Source organism: Microcoleus sp. S28C3 (assembly GCF_036700785.1).
GTDB lineage: Bacteria > Cyanobacteriota > Cyanobacteriia > Cyanobacteriales > Microcoleaceae > Microcoleus > Microcoleus asticus.
On the sequence record NZ_JAUBPO010000065.1, the window covers coordinates 18,570 to 38,972 of the forward strand.

Genomic DNA, 20,403 nt, shown 5'->3' on the forward strand with positions numbered 1-20,403 from the left:
AAAATTGGCTCATTGGCGGTTGAGACAGTGTTCACAAGATTTGTGTGTAACTTTAAACCGAATCCGACCCAAGCCAACAATTTTATATTGACTGCACCGAACAAATAAATAATAGAAATATCGAATGAACACTATCAGATATCGGCCAGCAATAGGTATTGGCTTAGTAACTGCTTGGAGCTTTTTTTACTGTGCAGTATCTAGCAACTTACCTATGCTCAATAAAATGGAGCTCGACATTCAGGATCATCTAATACGACTGCATCAACCAGGGCTTCTGCCAAATGAAATTCTACTGCTTAAAATCAAGCAGCCTGCCATTTTAGGATATAACTTTCATAACTTATATAAACTGAATAATTTCTATGCAATTTTAGGAAAAAGCTTAATCAACAGTGGTGCAAAGCTTGTAGTTATAAATTTGCCTACTCAAATGAGCCAGTACATTGAGCTCGATACAGATACTCAGTTAGAACATCCCTTTCAAGAGTTGATTAGTAAATATTCAAACCAGATTGTTTTGGTGGCTCGTCCAAGTAACTTACCCTCAGAAAATTCAGTCATAAATGATTATCATAATTTACTTCCTTTCGATAATGAAAGTATAAATCCCTCTCTTCCCCCAGAGCAGATAGTAAGTTACTTCAGATATGCAGCACATCCACAAAGCTTAGACAGCCCAGCTCGAAAAGCCGAGCTCTTTTCCAATTTTAGCTATGAAGATGATCCCGATATTAATATACATCATAAGGTTAAATCTGTGGCAACGATGGCCTTAGAAAAATTCTATATAAATTCAGGAAATCTCAAAGGTTTTCAAAATATTAGCAATTTACAAAATCTTTTATCTTTTCAAATGAACTTCTGGGGTTCTGCTGATACATTTCCTAGTATTGATATTCATTTTCAATGTCCTTCCTCTCAGCTAGAGATAGAACACTGTAATCCTTCCTTTGACCCCCAATCTCTTCAGAAGCTCCATGATAAACTTGTATTAATCGATCTTCCCGAAGGGAAAGGATTTGAAACCTATCGAGAACTATCTCCTTTTGGGGAGATGTCTGTTGCAGAAGTAGAAGCTAATCAAATAGCTAGTTTGATGACCCATTCATTTCTGACAAGAATCCCGAATTGGTATGACTACATCATCACAACTTTGGGTCTTGACTTCATAAGCCTATATATACTTAGCCAAAGCAAAAAGCATAAACTTATACCTGTTCATCTGCTGGTTGGCTGGCTTCTTCCGATCTTGGTAGGAAGCTATGTAGCTTTAAGTTTTATCTTGTTCTATCAAGGGTTAATTCTTCCATTATCCATCCCAATCTTAGGTTGGGTTGGAACAGGTTCAGGTGTAGCCATTTATTCAATTCTCAGGCAGTCTATCCAACAACAGCAGAAATTAGCGGAGCGACAGGCTGTTCTTTTGCAATCGCGGAAACTCCTGCATCGAGTCGCAACAGACATTCATGATGGCCCACTTCAAGAACTCAAATTGGCTATGGATAGTATTGAACTTCTAGCCCTCAGTCATCCATCTCCCCTGATTAACTCAATCTTAGATCGATTAGAAGCAGTTGGGCTTGCGCTTCGCAATCAGCTCAGCAGCACACGCACAATTGCAGAAAAGCTAGAGATTACACCAGAGCTGCAATCTGGACTGGATCGGGGGATACACCAATGGCTGCAAAAACTGATTAACTCAAGAGAATTAACCTTGAGTGTCAAAGAGCATCTACAACCCTTGCGAGAACCCAAATCTGATAGTGCTTGGATTGATTCCAGAGAGGATATATTTCGCTTTTTTCGAGAAGCGATCGCTAATGTGATTCGTCATGCCCAACCTCCAAACGGATCGGCAACGCAAGTTTCAGTCTCGCTTACTCAAAAAGATCATCAGTGCCGATTAGCGATCGAGAATAATGGAACTAGCCTAACCCCTATCTTATTAGATATTCCTCACAAGAAACGTCGTAGTGGTGGATATGGCACTAAACTGATGAAAACTATTGCCGCTGAGATCCCAAATGGGGCTTGGCAAAGGGTTCTATTAGAAGAAGGTGGGATGCAGGTAACACTTGAATGGACGATGGACACCCCATAAGATGATAACAAAGAAGGGTATAACTATCCAATTAACCTACGTTTAATTGCCTCCATGCAAACTGCGATTCTGGTATTAGTAAGTTGACCATCAAGCTGATCGACATTCAGTTTTGCTTTGAGACTCTGGACGTAGTTCTGAGCTGTTTTGAGGGATATATGCATCCGATCGGCAATTGCCTGATCTGTAAGGGCTTGGTTGCATAACAAGTCCAGTACCGTTCTATCCTTATCAGTCAATGGCATTTCGTTCATTAAATTACGAGGAATCTTACACTGTCCAGCTAAAGCACTACGACCTCCTTCGAGAAAAGCATTCCGTCTTTCCATTTTATTAACGACAGCAAATCCCCCTTGATGTTCAAATATTTGCTTCAGGACTTGCCTTAAATAACTTGGTTCGCTGGTATAGACGAGAACATTTAACAGAGGGTGATGCTCAAAAATGTGGTTTAGTAGCGCTAAACCTGGCTTGGCTGACTCCTCGCCTGTCAAAGTCCCAAATTGTAAGTCAACTACTACTAAATCTATGTTCTCTTGCTTGAGTTGCTCAATCCCCTCTTCAGGGGTTTCCTGAATAATGCAGGAACACTGAGGCTCTATCATCCTCAAAAATTCACAATTATTTTGACCGACTTCAGGGTGATCCTCAATGACCAGAAAGCGTTGTGTTTGAGAACTCATTGTTTGACCGCCATAACTATTTGATCATTTCTTCAGCACACTCGTTTTCACGACTATTTAGACTGGCTATATAACGTGAGCTGTTACTGATAATGATAATCGTGAGGGAGAGAAAAGGCGAGTGCTACTCGCCTTTTCTCTCCCTCCTCTATTGTGTAAGCCTACAGAGTTACAATTTGGGCTGTATAACCTTTATGCTCTAGTTTTTGAACCTCTTTGTCAGCAGATGCACGATCTCGGAAAGTTCCAGCATTTATCCATTTTTTTTGATTAGGGTGGTGATACTGGACGCGGTATTCAGGGCGATGTTTGGATTCAAGCGCAACTTTTGTTGTTTGCTTCATAGGCTGAGCATTGGCTTGGAGGGGAACAGCAATGCCTAGCCCAAGGGTAGCTAGAGAGATGAGCGTAACCATTAACTTGTTCATGATTCAGACCTGTTTGTAAAGTTGATAGTTTTATTCTGTCATTCAAGTCTTCCGGTTGATAGGGGAGTAAGCGCAAATAATATTGCGTGTTTACGCAAGTCCGTCTCAGAAGAAGAAAACTCGACCTCCACTCTGGACAAAGCGGCAAATTCTCAATGGAATATTTTCTCCCTCTATTCTGTAAGCCTACAGAGTTACAATTCTGGCTTTATAACCTTTATGCTCTAGTTTTTGAACCTCTTTGTTAGCAGCTACACGAGCTCTGAAAGTTCCAGCATTTATCCATTTTTTTTGATTGGGGCGGTGATACTGGACGCGGTATTCATGGTGACGTTGGGATTCAAGCGCAACTTTTGTTGTTTGCTTCATAGTCTGAGCATTGGCTTGGAGGGGAACAGCAATGCCTAGCCCAAGGGTAGCTAGAGAGATGAGCGTAACCATTAGCTTGTTCATGATTCAGACCTGTTTGTAAAGTTGATAGTTTTATTCTGTCATTCAAGTCTTTCGGTTGATAGGGGAGTAAGCGCAAATAATATTGCGTGTTTACGCAAGTCCGTTCAGAAAACGACTTAGAAGGAGAGCGATTTATTTCGGGGGAGAGGGGCGGCAATCAGGGGTTTTAAAAATCAATCATCTCAAAGACCTTGTAGAGAAACCTTTTGAGATATTTTAGGCGATCGAGTAAAATCGACGCACAATAGCAAGAATCGTTGCAATTGGTCTGACTAACCCAGATATCTACTCCATACTCCACTGTTTTTTGGCATTACAAGAGTTGGTGCAAAGATGAGCTACTTCAAAACATCAGACATCCTTCTGCTATAGCTACAATGAGAAAATACTTTCGTGCGATCGGGATCTGTGTCTGTGTCGGAAAATCAAGCACCCACCTTCATCCTAGTTGACGGTCACTCTCTGGCCTTTCGCTCCTACTTCGCCTTCGCCAAAAGTCGAGACGGAGGCTTGCGAACTACGACGGGCATTCCCACCAGCGTCTGTTTTGGCTTTCTCAAGTCGCTGCTGGAAGTCATGGCGGCCCACGACCCCCAGTACATGGCGATCGCCTTTGACCTCGCCACACCCACATTTCGCCACGAAGCAGACGAAACTTACAAAGCCGGTCGTGCCGAAACTCCCGAAGATTTTATTCCCGATATCAAAAACCTGCAAGAACTCCTCAGCTATTTGAATTTACCTGCCATAACTGCTCCAGGCTACGAGGCGGACGATGTTTTGGGAACTTTGGCAAACAAAGCCAGCGCGGCCGGTTATCAGGTCAAAATCCTCACGGGCGATCGAGATTTGTTTCAATTAGTAGAAACCGAAAAACAAATTAGCGTATTGTATTTGAGTACGGATGAACTCAGGCGATCGGGCAAAGGCAAATCCCAAGAATACGGCCCGGAAGAAGTCAAAGCCAAACTCGGCATTGTGCCAGAACAAGTAGTAGATTACAAAGCCCTCTGCGGTGACAAATCCGACAACATTCCCGGAGTCAAAGGCATCGGCGACAAAACCGCCCTGCAACTGCTGGAAGCTTACAATTCCCTCGACGGAATTTATGCTGCTATAGATGAAATTAAAGGCGCAACCAAGAAAAAGTTAGAAGAAGGCAAAGAAGCTGCTTATCATTCTCAACGCATGGCGACAATTGTCCAAGACGTGCCCTTGGAAGTAGATTTAGAAAATTGCCAGCTCAAAGGTTTTGATGAATCCGCCTTGATTCCCATGCTGGAAAAATTGGAATTTAAAACATTTTTAGGGAAAGTAAAGCAAATTCAAAAACGGTTCGGCGGTGTAGAACAACCATTGGAAAAGGGCGGGCAAGATGCCCACCAGACAATCAATTCAATCGACAGTGGAACAGGCATCTTGCCTGTTGCTTTGGGCGGGGAAGATGCCCACCAGACAATCAATTCAATGGAGAGTGGAACAGGCATCTTGCCTGTTGCTTTGGGCGGGGAAGATGCCCGCCCCACAATAGATAAGTCACCTCAAACTTCAGAAAGTTCAGAAGACGAAGACGACGACTTGTGGTTTTTTAGTCCCGCAGAAACTAAAGCCGCCCAGCAGCAAAACAAACTGCCAATTCAACCCAGAATAATTCAAACAACCGAACAGTTAAACGAATTAGTCCAACTGCTGCAAACCTGCACCGACAAAGCCTCACCCGTGGCGTGGGATACCGAAACCACCGCGATCGAACCGCGAGACGCCGAATTAGTCGGAATTGGCTGCTGTTGGGGAACCGGCAAAGAGGATCTCGCTTACATTCCCACGGGACATAAAACGGGCAAAAACTTAGACAAAGCCACAGTTTTAAATGCTTTGCGTCCGATTTTGGAAAGCGAGAATTATCCCAAGGCGCTGCAAAATGCTAAGTTCGATCGATCGATCCTGCGCTGTCAGGGAATCAAACTAGCCGGAGTCGTCTTCGACACCATGCTAGCCAGTTACGTACTCAACCCAGAAACTAGCCACAGTCTCAGCGAATTGTCAAGGAAATACTTAGGCATTGTCGCCAAAAGTTACAATGAATTAGTGCCGAAAAACAAAACAATTGCTGACATCAGTATTCCGGCGGTAGCCGACTACTGCGGCATGGATGTTCACACCACATTTGGGTTAGTAAATAAACTTAGAGCAGAATTGGATAAAGCTGATGAAGCTAACTTTCCGGGAAAGTCTTTGCACCAGTTGCTGCTGGAAGTAGAACAGCCCCTAGAACCAGTTTTAGCTGAAATGGAATACTGCGGAATTCGCATTGATTCAGCTTACCTGCAAGAACTGTCACAACAGCTAGAAAAAAGCTTAAAAGAAATAGAAGAAAAGACTTATCAAGCAGCGGGGAGAAAGTTTAATTTAGGTTCCCCGAAACAACTCAGCGAAATCTTGTTAGAAAAAATCCCGGATGAGTTTCAGAAAAAGTCTCGCAAAACTAAGACGGGATACTCTACAGACGCCGCCGTATTAGATAAATTGCAAGGAGACCACCCGATTGTAGACGATTTATTAGAACACCGAACATTATCCAAGTTGAAATCAACTTATGTCGATGCTTTGCCGCAGTTAGTTCGTGCTGATACCGGGCGAGTGCATACAGATTTTAACCAAACTGCAACGGGTACGGGAAGGCTTTCTTCTTCCAATCCAAATTTACAAAATATTCCCATCCGCACCGAGTTTTCGCGGCAAATTCGCAAGGCTTTTTTGCCGGAAGCAGGTTGGGTGATGGTGTCGGCTGACTATTCTCAAATTGAACTGCGAATTTTGGCTCACTTGAGTCAAGAACCTGTGTTAATTGAAGCTTACCAAAATAACCGAGATGTGCATACCGTAACGGCTCAACTGCTGTTTGAAAAGGAGGAAGTAACGCCGGACGAAAGACGGTTTGGCAAGACGATTAATTTTGGGGTAATTTACGGTATGGGGGCGATTAAATTTGGGCGCTCGATGGGCAAAACTTCAGCAGACGGTAAAAAGTTTATTGAACGATTTAACCAGCGTTACAGTAAAGTATTTGAATATTTGGAGAAAGTAAAAAAAGAGGCGATCGCCCTCGGATACGTTACCACAATACTCGGCCGCCGCCGCTACTTAAACTTCGAGAGCGAAAGCATCCGCGACTTAAAAGGTCGCAATCCCCAAGACATTCACTCCGATAGACTTAAATCTCTCAGCAGAGATGATGCCCAATCTTTGCGGGCGGCAGCCAATGCTCCCATTCAAGGCTCTAGTGCTGATATCATTAAACTTGCCATGATTGAGGTACACAAAATTTTGCAAAACTATCAGGCGCGGCTGCTGCTGCAAGTTCACGATGAATTAATCTTTGAAGTCCCTCCCGATGAATGGGAAGAATTGCAGCCGAAAATTAGAACTGCGATGGAAAATGCTCTGCCACTTAGCGTACCGCTGATAGTTGACATCCACGCCGGGCAAAATTGGATGGAAACTAAATAGACAGCAGCAACCGCACTTTTGGGACAAAAAACAAGATGATGACAGCCGAAACACAAACTTTGTGGCAGCAGTTAAACGATTTAAAAAAACGCGCCACCGATTTAAACTTGCGCTTTTCTCAAGCAGCTCAAAAACTGCAAGACAGCGGCACTCCTTTATCCGAAAGCTTGGTTGAAGAATTAGCCGTCTACCGCCAAGATTTTGACAAGCTGTGTGCCAAAAGTCAGCAATTGCCAAGCCCGCAAGTCGCACCTGGGGAGATTGTTTCTTTACAAGATATCGAAAGATTGCTGCTAAAAGCAGAAGTAGCAAAAATTCCCACTTGGCATCACTGCATTGACCTCGGTTGCGGAGTCATCACTCCGGGTGGCGGTAAAACCTCTTCTCCCCAAACAGAAGAAAAAATTGGACTTCCCGAAAGTTTAGCAGGAATGACTGTTTTAGATGTCGGTGCTTGGGATGGATTTTACTCTTTTGCCGCAGAAAGGCGCGGGGCTAAGCGCGTTTTGGCTACAGATTCCTTTGTTTGGCAATCCCCCGATGTTGGCAAAGGAGGATTTGAGTTGGCGCGCAGAGTGCTCAAGTCTCAAGTTGAAGATATGGAGATAGACGTGCTCGACCTTTCACCCGAGAAAGTAGGGGTTTTTGATTTGGTTTTGTTCTTGGGAGTGCTTTACCACATGAGGCATCCCCTGCTGGCTCTCGATCGAGTTTTCAGCGTCACCGGCAAGCAGTTAATATTAGAAACTCACGTCGATATGCTTGATTGTCAAAGACCGGCAGCGGCGTTTTACTGTGGCGGCGAACTGAATAATGACCCGACGAATTGGTTCGGGCCAAATGCTCTGGCGGTGAAAGGGATGCTGGAAAGTGCAGGATTCCGCGACATCAAAGCTGTTAATATTTCCCAAGCTAGCGGTACGTGCGCCCGGATGGTTTTTCACGCTTGGCGTTAGGGAAAGACTGAAAGTGCGATCGGTTAATTAAACTCACCACATAAATGTAAACTAAGAGACACACCGAACTATGAGCCAAACTAAAATCGCCATTTTCCCAAAAATAAAAACCTTAAGTGCAGTCGCTCTGCTATTGCTACTATTCGGGTGTCCGCAAAAGCTAGCGCCCAACAACTATCCTGTAAAGCGAGTCAGCGACGGCGACACCCTTGTCGCCAGCGATAGCGCGGGGAAAGATATAAAAGTGCGTTTTGCCTGTGTAGATGCACCGGAAGTCGCGCACACCAATGCTGAGAAAAATAGCAAAGCAGCAGCAAAAAAAAATCAATTTAAGTGGGGAAACCTAGCGCACCAAAGAATGCAGCAGCTAGTCAAACAAGGGGGCGGTCGCATTGTTTTGACCGTCACCGATACTGACCGCTACGGCCGCAAAGTTAGCGAAGTTCGCTTGCCAAACGGCACCTTTGCCCAAGAAGTTTTGATCCGCGAAGGATTAGCAATGGTTTACCGTCCTTACTTGAAAAACTGTCCGAGTGCAAGTCTTCTGGAACAAGCGGAGGCTGAAGCTAAGAAAAATCGCCGCGGCGTTTGGGGAGATTCTAAGTTTGTTCCCGCGTGGAAATTTCGGAACAGTGATACATGATGGAAAGAAGGAAGAAGCCCGACGGAAGCCGGAAGAAGCAAGAGGGTAAAAGTCCGAACTAACTCTTGCCTTCGGAGTTTTTTTCGTCTAGTACAGCCACAAGTTTCAACCTATTTGTATATGGACAGGGACAGGATTATGTTATTGACATGGAACCTGCGAACCTGTATCAGAGATTTACCGTCTAGGGCTCACTCAGGTCTTGTTAAACCCGGTCTATACTATAAATCTTAGGTTTAGCTGCTCCGCATCTGCTGAGAAACTGGTTGCTCAGCGGATGCGGAGCGTCCTAATTTAGTACAATAGAAGAAGGACGAGGTTCTGCTCGTACCGCCCGCAATCTGTGGAGTTTCGGCGATAGCTGACGCCAGATTCATCTAAAACCAGACATGAGTTCGATCGCACTTTGATCGGAGCTTTTTTTTTGAAAAGTCAACAAATGTGATAGGCTCCAGATAAATCAATATACTGCTGACAAAAGCGGTCTATTGCAATCACCCAAAAATTAACTTTACCGGACATCAATGAATATCAAACATCTGGTTATTTCCGGCATGGCCCTGCTCCTCGGTACTGCAATCGTAGGAAATGCTATTGCTCAAGAACTGACCGACGACCAAAAAACGGTTGTTTGTCGCTTGAAAACAGAAGTTGACCAGCGGAAAAGCAACGGTCAAAAATTAGTATTTGTGCCGTTGCTGGGTCAAGTTCGCAAGCAAGTTTCATCTCCTTTTAGAGCCACGCTGCATCCTAATGTGGAGTATGTTTTTGTTGCCACTTGCGACGGAAATTGCCAGGATTTAAACTTATCTCTCAAGGATGCCAGCGGTCAGGAAATAGCTGCGAGTCAAAAGACAGGCGAACTGGCGTCAATCTCTTTTACTCCCCCATCCCAAGGCGAATATCAAATCAGTGCTAAACCGGGCGAATGCACGAAGGCAGAGGGTTGCAGTTACGGCCTGGGAATTTTCGTTCCTGCCTCTGCTAACGTACCTAATGCTTCAAGAATTCCTGCTGATATAGCACAATTTCGACTTTGCCAGTAGAGGAACAGCGATAGAGTTGTGGGTTGCGAGTAGAGTAGAGTTTTGAATCAGAAATCTAACTCATAACTTGCAACTTATAACTCGCCACTTATCTCGCAACCGCGCCCGACGGTGAGGATGTTCTTAATTAATGAAACCTTGCCTTTGACTGTTTCTTCCTTCTTGCTTCGGCTAGAATTTTTTAGGCATAACTCCTCCAAACTGTCAAGCCGATCGAGCCGTGGAACCCTGCAAAGACCCCATAACTGCCGAAACCGGGCCTGAAACCAGAACTTTATTTACCCTCACGCAGGCATCAATTAGAATATAGATGGTGCCTCTCAAAGGTGACGAGTACATTGCCCATGTCTTTAACCTTAGCCTTGAAAAATCAACTGCAGAACCTTCCTCAATTAGGGTTAAAAAGTCTGTTGGGCCGCTTGGGCATCAGGCAGAAAATCGGCTGCGGATACGCCTTGGTCATTGGTATTGCCGTTTTGGGTGCTGTGGCCGGACGGGGAGTAGAATCCTATCACAAACAGCAAGTTAGAGAAAAACTAGCGATCGACCGAGATAAAGCGGAAATCCTGACAAACCTCAATAACACGGTGCAGGAAGTCAGAATTCACCAGCAAGAGCTCGCGAGTCTGACGGCCCAACCGCAAATTTTCGATCGCGAACGCTCGGAATTCCTGACCCGCGTCGCCCAGATGAGCGGACAGCTCGAACAACTTCAAACCCAGTCGCCGACTTCAAATTCCGCAGTTGCCCAAGATTACCAACTGCTTCAAGAATTCAGTCAAGTCAACGGCAAAACAGTAGAAGCTTACTTCCAACAAGTACAGAATCTGTTGGGGAGTACAAAATTATCTGGTTTGAACCCGAAACAGCGACTAGGTTTTCAGCGGAACTTAAACAATTTTGTCACTAGCGAAACCGCTTTGAAACTCGAGCAGTTTTCCCTGGATTCAGCCCTACTGACCACCAACTTTCGCGAGAAAGCAGATCAGGCATTTAGAACCTACGAGGAAGCAGAACAACTTGGAACTCTGATTCTGGTGTGCTCTCTAGCAGTATCCGCCGGTATCGCAGCCTTACTTGCACGATACACCAGCGCGGCGATCGCCCGCCCCTTAGAAGCCACCACCCTCATCGCCCAGCGAGTTACCGAAGAATCAAACTTTGATTTGCAAGTACCCGTTACTACTTCCGACGAAGTGGGAAGGCTAGCAATTTCGCTCAACGAACTCATACAGCGGGTAGCAGAATATACAGAAGACTTGCACGAAGCAAAAGTAGCAGCCGAAGCTGCCAACCGCTCCAAAAGTGCATTTCTCGCCAATATGAGCCACGAACTCCGTACACCCCTCAATGCCATCATTAACTACAGCGAAATGCTGCAAGAAGATGCTCAAGATTCCGGTTCCGAAGATTTTCTCCCCGACTTAGAAAAAATTCAAACCGCAGGCAAACACCTGCTCGACATGATCAGCGACATCCTCGACATTTCCAAAATAGAAGCCGGTCACGTCACCCTTTATTTAGAAAACTTCGACGTGGCGACCATGATTGAAGAAGTGATGACTACGGCTCAACCGCTAGTAGAGAAAAAAGGCAATGCTTTAGCACTGAAAACCAAAGGCGAACTCGGCACAATGTATGCCGACCAACCGAAAGTGCGACAAATTCTTCTCAACTTGCTCAGCAACGCTGCCAAATTTACCGAGAAAGGGGTCATTACTATCGGCGTCGAAAGAATTATAATTGAAAAATCAAGATCGGCGAAACAAAATAAAAATAATGATTTTTACTCAGGTTCAAACTACAATTCTCAAGTTTTAATGTTTCGAGTCAGCGACACCGGCATCGGGATGACGGACGAACAATTGGAGCAGATATTCAAACCTTTTACCCAAGCTGATGCCTCGACTACCCGCAAATACGGAGGGACGGGTTTGGGACTGACAATTAGCCAGCGTTTGTGTCAAATTCTCGGCGGCGAAATTAGCGTTGAAAGCCAGGACGGCAAAGGTTCAACTTTTATTGTCAGTCTCCCGGAACGGGTGGTGATGCAGGCATGAGGGAAGTTCGGCAACGGTTTCTGTAACGGATTTAAGGGATCGAGGGATGGAAATTCGACCACAGATTCTGTTAGATTGACGGTTAAATTGCATACTAATCGCCACCACAATTCTCTATAATCCTAACTTTCTCTTCACCTCTGCTAAGGGCACAGAAGGCTGATTTGCATCTTCCTCTTTCGCCGCCCTCAAGTCCATCAAATCTTCTATGTCAGCAATTAATGCTTGCAGTGCTTCAAATTCTTCGTAAGGAATCACTGCAAATTCTTTTTTGCCGTTTTTGGTAATAAACTCAGGATGTAACTGAATCATGGATATTTCCTCTAGGTGTTTAAGAGTAAGCATCTTTTCTATGTTTGACGCGGTAGATTACCAAAATATCTTCCTCAATTTCAAATAAAACTCGGTAATCTCCTACCCGTAGCCGATATTCTGGCGTATAGTTTGTTAAGCGTTTCACATCTCCCGTCAGGTTATTTTGCATCAACTCAATTTTAGTCAAAACTCGGCTTTGTACTTCCGCTGGCAAAGATTCTAAATCTTCGATCGCTTTCGGCTTAAACTCAGCTTGGTAATTCATCAAAGTGCAACTTTTAGGCGCGACACTTTCCTTTTTCCTGCGCGACACTGCTACATAGGACGGAAATACCTATCTACAGAGAGGGGAACACCGATCCGATCGCCTTCCGCAACTCCCTACAATGACAATTGTACGGGCAATTAAGCAATTGCCTCTACAGCAGCCATCATTTTTAATGCAGGGAATTAAAATTTATGCAACCAAATAATCCAAACCAATTTACTGAAAAAGCCTGGGAAGCCCTCGCCCGCACTCCCGAACTCGTCAAAGCAGCTCAGCAGCAGCAGCTAGAAAGCGAACACTTGATGAAAGCTTTGCTGGAACAAGAATCGGGACTCGCTAGCAGCTTGTTTAACAAAGCGGGAGTTTCTGTAGCAAAGTTGCGCGATCGCACTGATGAGTTTATCAGTCGCCAGCCCAAAATCACTGGAAGCGGCGGCAACGTTTATCTAGGTCGTTCTCTCGACACTTTGCTCGATCGCGCCGACACTTACCGAAAAGAGTACGGCGATGAATTTATTTCGATCGAGCATTTGATACTAGGTTACGTTAAGGACGATCGCTTCGGCAGAAATCTACTACAAGAATTTAAACTAGATGAAGCCAAGCTCAAAGATATTATTGCCCAAGTCCGGGGGAACAACAAAGTGACAGATCAAAATCCAGAAGGCAAATACGAAGCGCTGGAAAAATACGGCCGAGACTTGACTGAAGCCGCGCGTCAAGGCAAACTCGATCCAGTAATCGGACGGGATGACGAAATCCGCCGCACCATTCAAATTTTGAGCCGCCGCACCAAAAATAACCCGGTATTGATTGGGGAACCGGGAGTCGGCAAAACTGCGATCGCCGAAGGACTCGCCCAGCGAATTATCACCGGAGATGTGCCGCAATCTCTCAAAGACCGACAATTAATTAGCCTAGATATGGGCGCGTTAATTGCCGGTGCAAAATTCCGAGGAGAATTTGAAGAACGCTTGAAAGCTGTACTCAAAGAAGTTACCGACAGCAACGGCAAAGTCATCTTATTTATCGATGAAATTCACACCGTTGTCGGTGCTGGCGCAACTCAAGGATCGATGGATGCCGGCAACTTGCTCAAACCCATGTTAGCGAGGGGAGAATTGCGCTGTATCGGCGCTACAACTCTCGACGAATACCGCAAATACCTCGAAAAAGATGCGGCACTAGAACGCCGTTTTCAACAAGTTTATGTTGACCAACCGACAGTTGAAGATACTGTCTCGATTTTGCGGGGCTTGAAAGAACGGTACGAAGTTCACCACGGCGTGAAAATTTCTGACAGCGCCCTAGTGGCGGCGGCTACTTTATCTACTCGATATATTAGCGATCGCTTCCTTCCAGACAAAGCCATTGACTTAGTGGACGAAGCAGCAGCTAAACTCAAAATGGAGATTACCTCCAAGCCGGAAGAACTAGACGAAATCGACCGCAGGATTTTGCAGCTAGAAATGGAAAGACTGTCGCTGCAAAAAGAAAGTAACTCTGCTTCGATGGAACGCTTGGAAAGACTGGAAAAAGACTTAGCCAACCTCAAGGAACACCAAAACGGTTTGAATGCCCAGTGGCAATCTGAAAAAGGTGTCATCGGCAGCATTCAAAAGATTAAAGAACAGATTGATAAGGTCAATATTGAAATTCAGCAAGCTGAATTAAAATATGACCTGAACCGCGCGGCTGAGTTGAAATATAGCAAGTTAACCGAATTGCAAAAACAACTGCAACAAGCTGAATCTCAACTGTCAGCAACTCAAACCACAGGTAAAAGTTTGCTGCGGGAAGAAGTTACAGAAGGTGACATTGCCGAGATTATTTCCAAGTGGACGGGAATTCCGATCAGCAAGTTAGTTGAATCGGAAATGCAGAAACTTCTGCACTTGGAAGATGAATTGCACAAGCGGGTAATCGGACAGGATGAAGCGGTGACTGCGGTTGCAGATGCAATTCAGCGATCGCGCGCAGGTTTAGCCGATCCCAATCGTCCGGTTGCGAGTTTTATCTTCCTCGGCCCCACGGGTGTTGGTAAAACCGAGTTGGCGAAAGCATTAGCCGCTTATCTGTTCGACACCGAAGAAGCGATCGTCCGAATTGATATGTCGGAATACATGGAGAAACACGCAGTTTCCCGGTTAATTGGTGCGCCTCCGGGATACGTTGGCTACGATGAAGGCGGACAATTAACTGAGGCTGTGCGCCGCCGTCCTTACTCCGTGATTCTATTCGATGAAATCGAGAAAGCGCACCCGGATGTATTCAACATCATGCTGCAAATTTTGGATGACGGCCGCGTTACCGATGCTCAAGGTCACACAGTAGACTTTAAGAATTCTGTGATTATTATGACATCGAATGTCGGCTCTCAATACATTTTAGATGTGGCGGGAGATAACGAACTAATGCGCAGTCGGGTGATGGAAGCGATGCGGGGAACTTTCCGCCCGGAATTCTTGAACCGGATTGATGAGATGATTATCTTCCACGGTTTGAGCAAGCGCGAATTGCGACAGATTGTGCTGTTGCAAGTCAAGCGCTTGGAAAAACGGTTAGCTGAACGCAAGATGTCTCTGAAGCTGTCGGAATCTGCGATCGATTTCTTAGCAGAAATTGGTTACGATCCGGTGTACGGTGCGCGGCCTCTGAAGCGGGGAATTCAACGCGAGTTGGAAACGCAAATGGCGAAGGGTATTTTGCGGGGAGATTTTGCTGACGGCGATACCATTTTTGTGGATATCGAGAATGAAAGGTTGGCGTTTAAGCGGCTGCCGGCACAGTTGGTGACTGCGAAATAATTTGAGTAGGGTGGGCTGCGGCCCACCTTATTTTTTGAGGGGCGATGGTTCTTTTTTTTACCGCAGATGTAAGCGGATGGACGCGGATGGACGCGGATGGGATTGCGGGCGATTGTTTAAGGGCGATCGCTTTCTGATTTATCTTTTTTCTGTTCTTGGCGTTCTCGAACAGATTTCGTCAGCAGGTACGTTGCCAAACTGCTAACGGATCTGCTGTCTTCTTCTGCCCATTCTTCCAGAGCTTTTTGAATCTCTTCTGGCAAGTATGCGGTAACTCGTCCTCGTGAAGCCATTTGTTGCGCTGCAAAACATTTCAACACACTCCATGTTACGCCGTGGCCATTGCTTAAGGGCGATCGCTTTCTGATTCTTCCTTTTTCTGCTCTTGGCGCTCTCTGACTGCTTTAGCTGCCACATGGGATAGCAGGTTTGCAAGGGTTCTATCTTCTTCTTCGGCCCATTCGGACAAGGCTTGATGAACGTCTTCTGGGAGGGTAACTGTGACTCGCATTCGTGAAGGCATGGGCTGGCATGGTTTTACTTCAATTGTCTTCAATTTTACACTCCAACACCATTTGATATATTTTTGTGTCATTTGATGTTAATGGCATCAAATTATGCTATTAGTGTATATAAGGCTCAGGCCTTAAAACGTCAGAAGCCAGCCCCTCACTGTCCAAGGTTCCGGGCTGGCTCTGGCTCCAAAAATATCAATGGAGACGAGTTCTATGTTGACATACAAAGACCGCTTGTGTTGTTGGGCGATCGCCCGTCTGTTACCCACTCAGCAATGGATTATTGTTGCCCGCTTCCGCAGTCGTTCTGATGCAGACGGGCATTTTCAGTTTTTGCGACAAACTATACCTCACGTTAAGTTTGAGGTTGTATTCGATCGCAGTGGGGACACTCACCGTTTATCCGCGACCTGCCGCCCTTCCAATCCCGTCACCAGCGCGTTATAAATGGTAATTTTTGAGGCGGTTTCAGTTAACTAAAGATTGGCGATCGCACTTTTTTTGATAAGTGCGATCGTCCTTCCTTTCTTGAGTCCCCCTCTACTGGGACGATAGTTTCTGTACAAGCGATTTCAATTGCCGAGTTATCTGTTGGGCGGTCTTTACTAACTTACTTCCGCACCATCACAGAGCGAATCACAGCATTCGGCTGATACTTGTTAGTCTGATAAAATCCCCCTTGACCGGCCCCGTAAACCCCCGCAAATTGTTTGCCTTCAGCCTTGGGAACAAACATAATGTTTCTAGTGGGTTGCTTGGCAAATACAACCCCTTCTCTCGATTCATTATCCACGTTATAAGATAAAGTAGCTTTGCCGTAAATAGCCTCGGCTTGTTTCAGAGTCATTCCCGGCCCGACGCCCTGAACTGTTTTATAATTAGAATTCTCAGTCATCAAAAGTTCAATGACATCCGTATCTTTTAGCTTTGTACCCGCAGGATAAATAATCCGATATAGCACTTTTCCCGACTGGCTGACAGCCACAGCATCAAAGTCTACCATAAAAGGAGACTCTACCTTAAACTGCGCCGTGGAACCCAGAGCCTTTTTCAATTGTCCGAAAGTCATCCCCACCTTCGCCGCTCCAATTGTGCGATCGGAAATTGTTAAACTTGCAGCAGGCGTTTTTTGAGCAGCCTTTGCCGCTTCTCCCAAGACATTTGTAGCCCCAGGCTTAGCAGCGGAACCCGGAACGGAAATTAAAGTCAGGTAACTGCCGATCGCCAATAAAACAGCTATCATTGATCCAGACAAAACTTTAACATTCAACATGGCTAATTCTCCTAGATTTCAAATGCGACTATCTACCCGCATCTTTTTGACTATCCTGGGCTTCACCCTCCTAGTTTGGATTCTCAGAGGTGTTGGCATCTTGACATTCATTCCCGGTGCTGTTATCTGGATACTGATTTTGTTGTCTTTTGTTGCGGGTATCCTCAGCACTTTACTCCGTCGGTAAGCCAGCATCCGGCAAATAACAAATAACAATTAACAATTAATAAATTATTTTAATTTGGATTGTTTCATTGCCTTTCCCACTGTCACATTCAACTGAGCGCCGATCAGCATCACCAAAGAAGAAATATCGAGCCACAGCAGCAACACTATAAAAGTTCCGATCGTGCCGTAAGTCCAACTGAAATTGCCCCAATGCCAAACATAAAGCCGAAATAAAGCTGAAAACAGCGCCCACAAAATAGCAGCAAAAACAGCTCCCGACAAAATAGGAATATCTGGTTGACGGCGGCTCGGCCCGTAGCGGTAAACAAAGGCAAAAGCCAGCGATACAATTCCCAAAGAAATCGGCCACCGCCACAGCCGCCAAACACCTAACAGTTGCGACTCCAAAGGGCAATTGCCGGCGAGCAGCAAGCAATTTTGAACATCTTTTAAATCGCAAGTGGCGACGGACTCCAGCAGGCAACTCTGGCGGGCAATAGCTTGCACAATTAAGTCGCTGACAAATACTACTCCCGATGCCAGAATTAATAGTATAATTGTGCCGATACTGAGCGCCAGAGAAATAAGTTTTGCTTTCCAAAATGGTCGAGTTCGATCCCTCGGAATTTGATGGATGCGATCGAGTGCAGCCATCGCCGCGCTCATTACTCCAGAAAATACCCAAACCGACGCAAAAAAGCTCACCGAAAACAGCCCTTTACTGCGAGTTAACAAAATTTCTTTGATTAAGCCGCCAATCAAATTCCGAACGTTATCGGGTATAACTTCGCCCAAAAGACGGGCGATTTGATAAAGTGTTGACTGCAAAGGTTCAAACAGAGCGATCGCAGATAAGATAGCCAACAGCCCCGGAAACAGCGCCAGCATAGAATTGTAGGCCATTTCCGCAGACAGCCCCGGCAAGCGCTGTTCTCCTGCCTTAGCGCCGACCTCCTTGAGCGTGTTCCAAGTCAAACACCGACAAAACAGCCAAAAACCACCAAATTTTCTTTTGAGAGCTCGGAGCAGCCTCAAAAATACCTGAAACAAAGCTAAAATCAGGTAGCGCAACCAGTAAAAAATGTTCATAGCGCACAGGAGAGGGGGAACTAGAAAATAGAAAATGAATGCAGGACGATCGCGCAACTGGAAATAAGCAGCGTTACTTAATTAAGCCATTACCAATGCGCCATTGTTAATCTAAAATCTAAAATCTAAAATCTAAAATCTAAAATCAATATGGCTCAGGATGTCAGACAGTGGTTAGATGAAATTAAGCGGCTGCAACAGCAGTTAACAGAAGTTTCGCGCGATCGAGATGAGGCCGGTGAAAGTGCGGCTCAGTGGCGTCAACTCTACAATACCGAAGCCGAACAGCGGCGGAATGATGCCAAATTAACTCAGCAAAGCATCGCTTCTCTGGAAGCACAAATAGAGCAATTACAAAATTTTTCGCCCCTTGTACCCGAAGGCGACGATGCTGGAGTTGCCCGACAGCAGGAAGTCGAACAACTGCAAACAGTAGGCGAACTTAAAGCTAAGTTAGCAGAAGTTCTCGAAGAGCGCGATCGGGCGATCGAACAAGTTAAACAACTGACTCAAGCCCTCAAACAAGAAGAAGCCCGTCACGCCGAAACTAGCAAAAATTTAACTAGCGCCCTCGGAGATGCCGTTGACTTGCTCACGAAAGCCCAAAATCCCGCTCCTGCAAAAACAGAGACAGTATATTCTTTAGAGATAGTACCTACTCGCACTGCAAATCCAGGCGAAACTGCTCTGGAAATACGCCAAACTTCAGCCCAAACAGGTAAAAATCCCGCCCAGCTTCCACCTTCTAAAAATCAGTTACTCGATTTACCGCCATTTGGGAATTAGGAGCTAAAAATTCAGGAATTGTCGGCAGGGCGAATCCCCTTAGCAGGTGCGATTTAGTCACCGATTCCTTGTTTTTGTTTTTCCTGCAATTAAGCAGCCTTAATTCATCGGCTTCTTTATTATTCCCCATCTACAGATGGTTGACTAATCGATGTAACTGTACTGTTCATTAACCTATAATCCGCATTGAAAATTTTGAAAACAGCTAAAAAATATTGCTCGCGTCGTATTAATCTACAGTCTTTAGATAGAACTTAACCGAGCTAAATTTTAGTAATATCGACAACGACTGATACGCGAGGAAACTTCATGAAGGCAGAGATATCCGCAGTCTGGTTAAAGATGGAGAGCATGATCGACGGCTTGATTATCATGTTGCCCAATATTGTGCTGGCGTTAATTGTCTTTGCAATCTTTTTCTGTGTGGGCGGGGCAATTAAGAGAGCGGTCAGGCGGGTAACCCGCAACCACCACCAAGCACGAAATTTGGGGTTGGTGTTAGGACGGTTGGCGCAGGGTACGATCGTTCTAGTTGGTCTGTTTGTTGCGCTTTCGATTATAATTCCCACATTTAAAGCTGGGGATTTGATTCAATTGCTGGGAATTAGCGGGGTGGCGATAGGTTTTGCCTTTCGCGATATCTTGCAAAACTTCTTAGCCGGTATCCTAATTCTGTTGACTGAACCGTTCCGAATCGATGACCAGATTGTGTTTAAAAACTTTGAGGGAACGGTAGAAAATATTGAGACGCGCGCTACAACAATCCAAACTTATGATGGTCGCCGGATTGTCATTCCCAATGCCGAATTGTTTACGAATGCGGTGACAGTGAATACTGCTTTCGATAAACGCCGCACAGAATACGATGTTGGTATTGGTTACAACGACGATATTGACCGCGCCAAGCAGTTAATGCTAGAAGCATTGTACACCGTAAATGAAGTGTTGAAAGATCCTGCACCCGATGTGCTGGTGCTTGAGCTAGCAGAAAGTACCGTCAAGATCCGCGTTCGGTGGTGGATTTCTCCGCCGCGCCGAATTGACGATATGCGATCGCGCGACAAGGTAATTTGTGCTATTAAAAAAAAGCTTGTGGAAAACGGCATCGATTTGCCTTATCCCACGCGACAAATTTTGTTTCACGACCAAACCGAAGAAACCGATGGCGATCGCTCCCAGCAGCGCGAAGGATGGCCTGCAGGTAAAAGTAAAGTTCCGAAACCTCGCAGTATTGGCGGATCTGTGGGAAAAGTTGCCCAAGGGCGATCGCAACTTGACGACAACGGGCAATCTTAACCG

At 45.4% G+C, this 20,403-nt stretch carries 20 protein-coding genes; 11 read left to right on the forward strand and 9 right to left on the reverse strand.

Features of this window, described 5'->3' with window-relative positions; all coding sequences use genetic code 11:
* The first annotated feature begins 124 nt into the window (after positions 1 to 124).
* Entirely contained in the window at positions 125 to 2,104 is a 1,980-nt protein-coding gene (locus QUA13_RS19415) for an ATP-binding protein (RefSeq protein ID WP_333201072.1), read from the forward strand.
* Positions 2,105 to 2,127: 23 nt separating this feature from the next.
* Here the strand turns inward: QUA13_RS19415 and QUA13_RS19420 are convergent, their stop codons facing one another.
* The 3 genes from QUA13_RS19420 to QUA13_RS19430 form a co-directional block, all read right to left on the reverse strand.
* Positions 2,128 to 2,787 (reverse strand): response regulator transcription factor, encoded by a 660-nt coding sequence (locus tag QUA13_RS19420; protein ID WP_015177453.1) that lies wholly within the window; start codon positions 2,785 to 2,787, stop codon positions 2,128 to 2,130.
* 161 nt (positions 2,788 to 2,948) lie between these two features.
* Positions 2,949 to 3,215, reverse strand: coding sequence for an SPOR domain-containing protein (locus QUA13_RS19425; protein ID WP_333201074.1), 267 nt, complete (start codon positions 3,213 to 3,215; stop codon positions 2,949 to 2,951).
* A gap of 186 nt (positions 3,216 to 3,401) precedes the next feature.
* On the reverse strand, positions 3,402 to 3,668 hold the full coding sequence (locus QUA13_RS19430; RefSeq protein WP_333201076.1) for a hypothetical protein: 267 nt from the start codon (positions 3,666 to 3,668) through the stop codon (positions 3,402 to 3,404).
* 393 nt (positions 3,669 to 4,061) lie between these two features.
* Here QUA13_RS19430 and polA point away from each other — a divergent pair, with 393 nt between their 5' ends.
* The 5 genes from polA (at position 4,062) to QUA13_RS19455 (ending at position 11,883) form a co-directional block, all read left to right on the forward strand.
* The gene (gene polA, locus QUA13_RS19435; RefSeq protein WP_333201078.1) at positions 4,062 to 7,178 is read left to right on the forward strand and encodes a DNA polymerase I; all 3,117 of its coding nucleotides are present in this window, start codon (positions 4,062 to 4,064) and stop codon (positions 7,176 to 7,178) included.
* 35 nt (positions 7,179 to 7,213) lie between these two features.
* Entirely contained in the window at positions 7,214 to 8,134 is a 921-nt protein-coding gene (locus QUA13_RS19440; protein WP_333201080.1) for a DUF1698 domain-containing protein, read from the forward strand.
* A 70-nt stretch (positions 8,135 to 8,204) separates the two neighbouring features.
* Positions 8,205 to 8,777, forward strand: coding sequence for a thermonuclease family protein (locus tag QUA13_RS19445; protein WP_333201082.1), 573 nt, complete (start codon positions 8,205 to 8,207; stop codon positions 8,775 to 8,777).
* A gap of 524 nt (positions 8,778 to 9,301) precedes the next feature.
* Positions 9,302 to 9,823 carry a hypothetical protein gene (locus QUA13_RS19450; RefSeq protein WP_172187752.1) on the forward strand — a complete coding sequence of 174 codons (522 nt, stop codon included), beginning with the start codon at positions 9,302 to 9,304 and terminating at the stop codon, positions 9,821 to 9,823.
* A 344-nt stretch (positions 9,824 to 10,167) separates the two neighbouring features.
* Positions 10,168 to 11,883 carry an ATP-binding protein gene (locus QUA13_RS19455; protein WP_333201084.1) on the forward strand — a complete coding sequence of 572 codons (1,716 nt, stop codon included), beginning with the start codon at positions 10,168 to 10,170 and terminating at the stop codon, positions 11,881 to 11,883.
* A gap of 114 nt (positions 11,884 to 11,997) precedes the next feature.
* Here QUA13_RS19455 and QUA13_RS19460 read toward each other — a convergent pair whose 3' ends face one another.
* Together QUA13_RS19460 and QUA13_RS19465 are read right to left on the reverse strand one after the other, a co-directional pair.
* On the reverse strand, positions 11,998 to 12,195 hold the full coding sequence (locus tag QUA13_RS19460) for a type II toxin-antitoxin system prevent-host-death family antitoxin (protein WP_333201085.1): 198 nt from the start codon (positions 12,193 to 12,195) through the stop codon (positions 11,998 to 12,000).
* 19 nt (positions 12,196 to 12,214) lie between these two features.
* Complete coding sequence (locus QUA13_RS19465; RefSeq protein WP_333201087.1) at positions 12,215 to 12,463, reverse strand: type II toxin-antitoxin system RelE/ParE family toxin; 249 nt, start codon at positions 12,461 to 12,463, stop codon at positions 12,215 to 12,217.
* Positions 12,464 to 12,657: 194 nt separating this feature from the next.
* On the opposite strand from QUA13_RS19465, the gene clpB reads away from it, so the two are divergent.
* Positions 12,658 to 15,273: an ATP-dependent chaperone ClpB gene (gene clpB, locus QUA13_RS19470; RefSeq protein WP_172187756.1), complete on the forward strand. Its 2,616-nt coding sequence runs from the start codon at positions 12,658 to 12,660 to the stop codon at positions 15,271 to 15,273.
* A 116-nt stretch (positions 15,274 to 15,389) separates the two neighbouring features.
* Here the strand turns inward: clpB and QUA13_RS19475 are convergent, their stop codons facing one another.
* Positions 15,390 to 15,566: a ribbon-helix-helix domain-containing protein gene (locus QUA13_RS19475; protein WP_096829277.1), complete on the reverse strand. Its 177-nt coding sequence runs from the start codon at positions 15,564 to 15,566 to the stop codon at positions 15,390 to 15,392.
* Positions 15,567 to 15,619: 53 nt separating this feature from the next.
* On the reverse strand, positions 15,620 to 15,796 hold the full coding sequence (locus QUA13_RS19480) for a ribbon-helix-helix domain-containing protein (protein ID WP_333029546.1): 177 nt from the start codon (positions 15,794 to 15,796) through the stop codon (positions 15,620 to 15,622).
* Between the two features lie 205 nt (positions 15,797 to 16,001).
* On the opposite strand from QUA13_RS19480, the gene QUA13_RS19485 reads away from it, so the two are divergent.
* Positions 16,002 to 16,235 (forward strand): hypothetical protein, encoded by a 234-nt coding sequence (locus QUA13_RS19485; protein WP_333201089.1) that lies wholly within the window; start codon positions 16,002 to 16,004, stop codon positions 16,233 to 16,235.
* Positions 16,236 to 16,398: 163 nt separating this feature from the next.
* Here the strand turns inward: QUA13_RS19485 and QUA13_RS19490 are convergent, their stop codons facing one another.
* Complete coding sequence (locus QUA13_RS19490; protein ID WP_333201091.1) at positions 16,399 to 17,061, reverse strand: hypothetical protein; 663 nt, start codon at positions 17,059 to 17,061, stop codon at positions 16,399 to 16,401.
* A gap of 22 nt (positions 17,062 to 17,083) precedes the next feature.
* On the opposite strand from QUA13_RS19490, the gene QUA13_RS19495 reads away from it, so the two are divergent.
* Complete coding sequence (locus QUA13_RS19495) at positions 17,084 to 17,248, forward strand: hypothetical protein (protein ID WP_172187764.1); 165 nt, start codon at positions 17,084 to 17,086, stop codon at positions 17,246 to 17,248.
* A 44-nt stretch (positions 17,249 to 17,292) separates the two neighbouring features.
* Here the strand turns inward: QUA13_RS19495 and QUA13_RS19500 are convergent, their stop codons facing one another.
* A complete protein-coding gene (locus tag QUA13_RS19500; RefSeq protein ID WP_333201094.1) occupies positions 17,293 to 18,318 on the reverse strand; it encodes a YihY/virulence factor BrkB family protein in 1,026 nt (341 codons plus the stop codon).
* Between the two features lie 150 nt (positions 18,319 to 18,468).
* Here QUA13_RS19500 and QUA13_RS19505 point away from each other — a divergent pair, with 150 nt between their 5' ends.
* Together QUA13_RS19505 and QUA13_RS19510 are read left to right on the forward strand one after the other, a co-directional pair.
* Positions 18,469 to 19,104 carry a hypothetical protein gene (locus tag QUA13_RS19505; protein ID WP_172187768.1) on the forward strand — a complete coding sequence of 212 codons (636 nt, stop codon included), beginning with the start codon at positions 18,469 to 18,471 and terminating at the stop codon, positions 19,102 to 19,104.
* 309 nt (positions 19,105 to 19,413) lie between these two features.
* Positions 19,414 to 20,400 carry a mechanosensitive ion channel family protein gene (locus QUA13_RS19510; RefSeq protein WP_333201095.1) on the forward strand — a complete coding sequence of 329 codons (987 nt, stop codon included), beginning with the start codon at positions 19,414 to 19,416 and terminating at the stop codon, positions 20,398 to 20,400.
* The last annotated feature ends 3 nt before the right edge of the window (positions 20,401 to 20,403 follow it).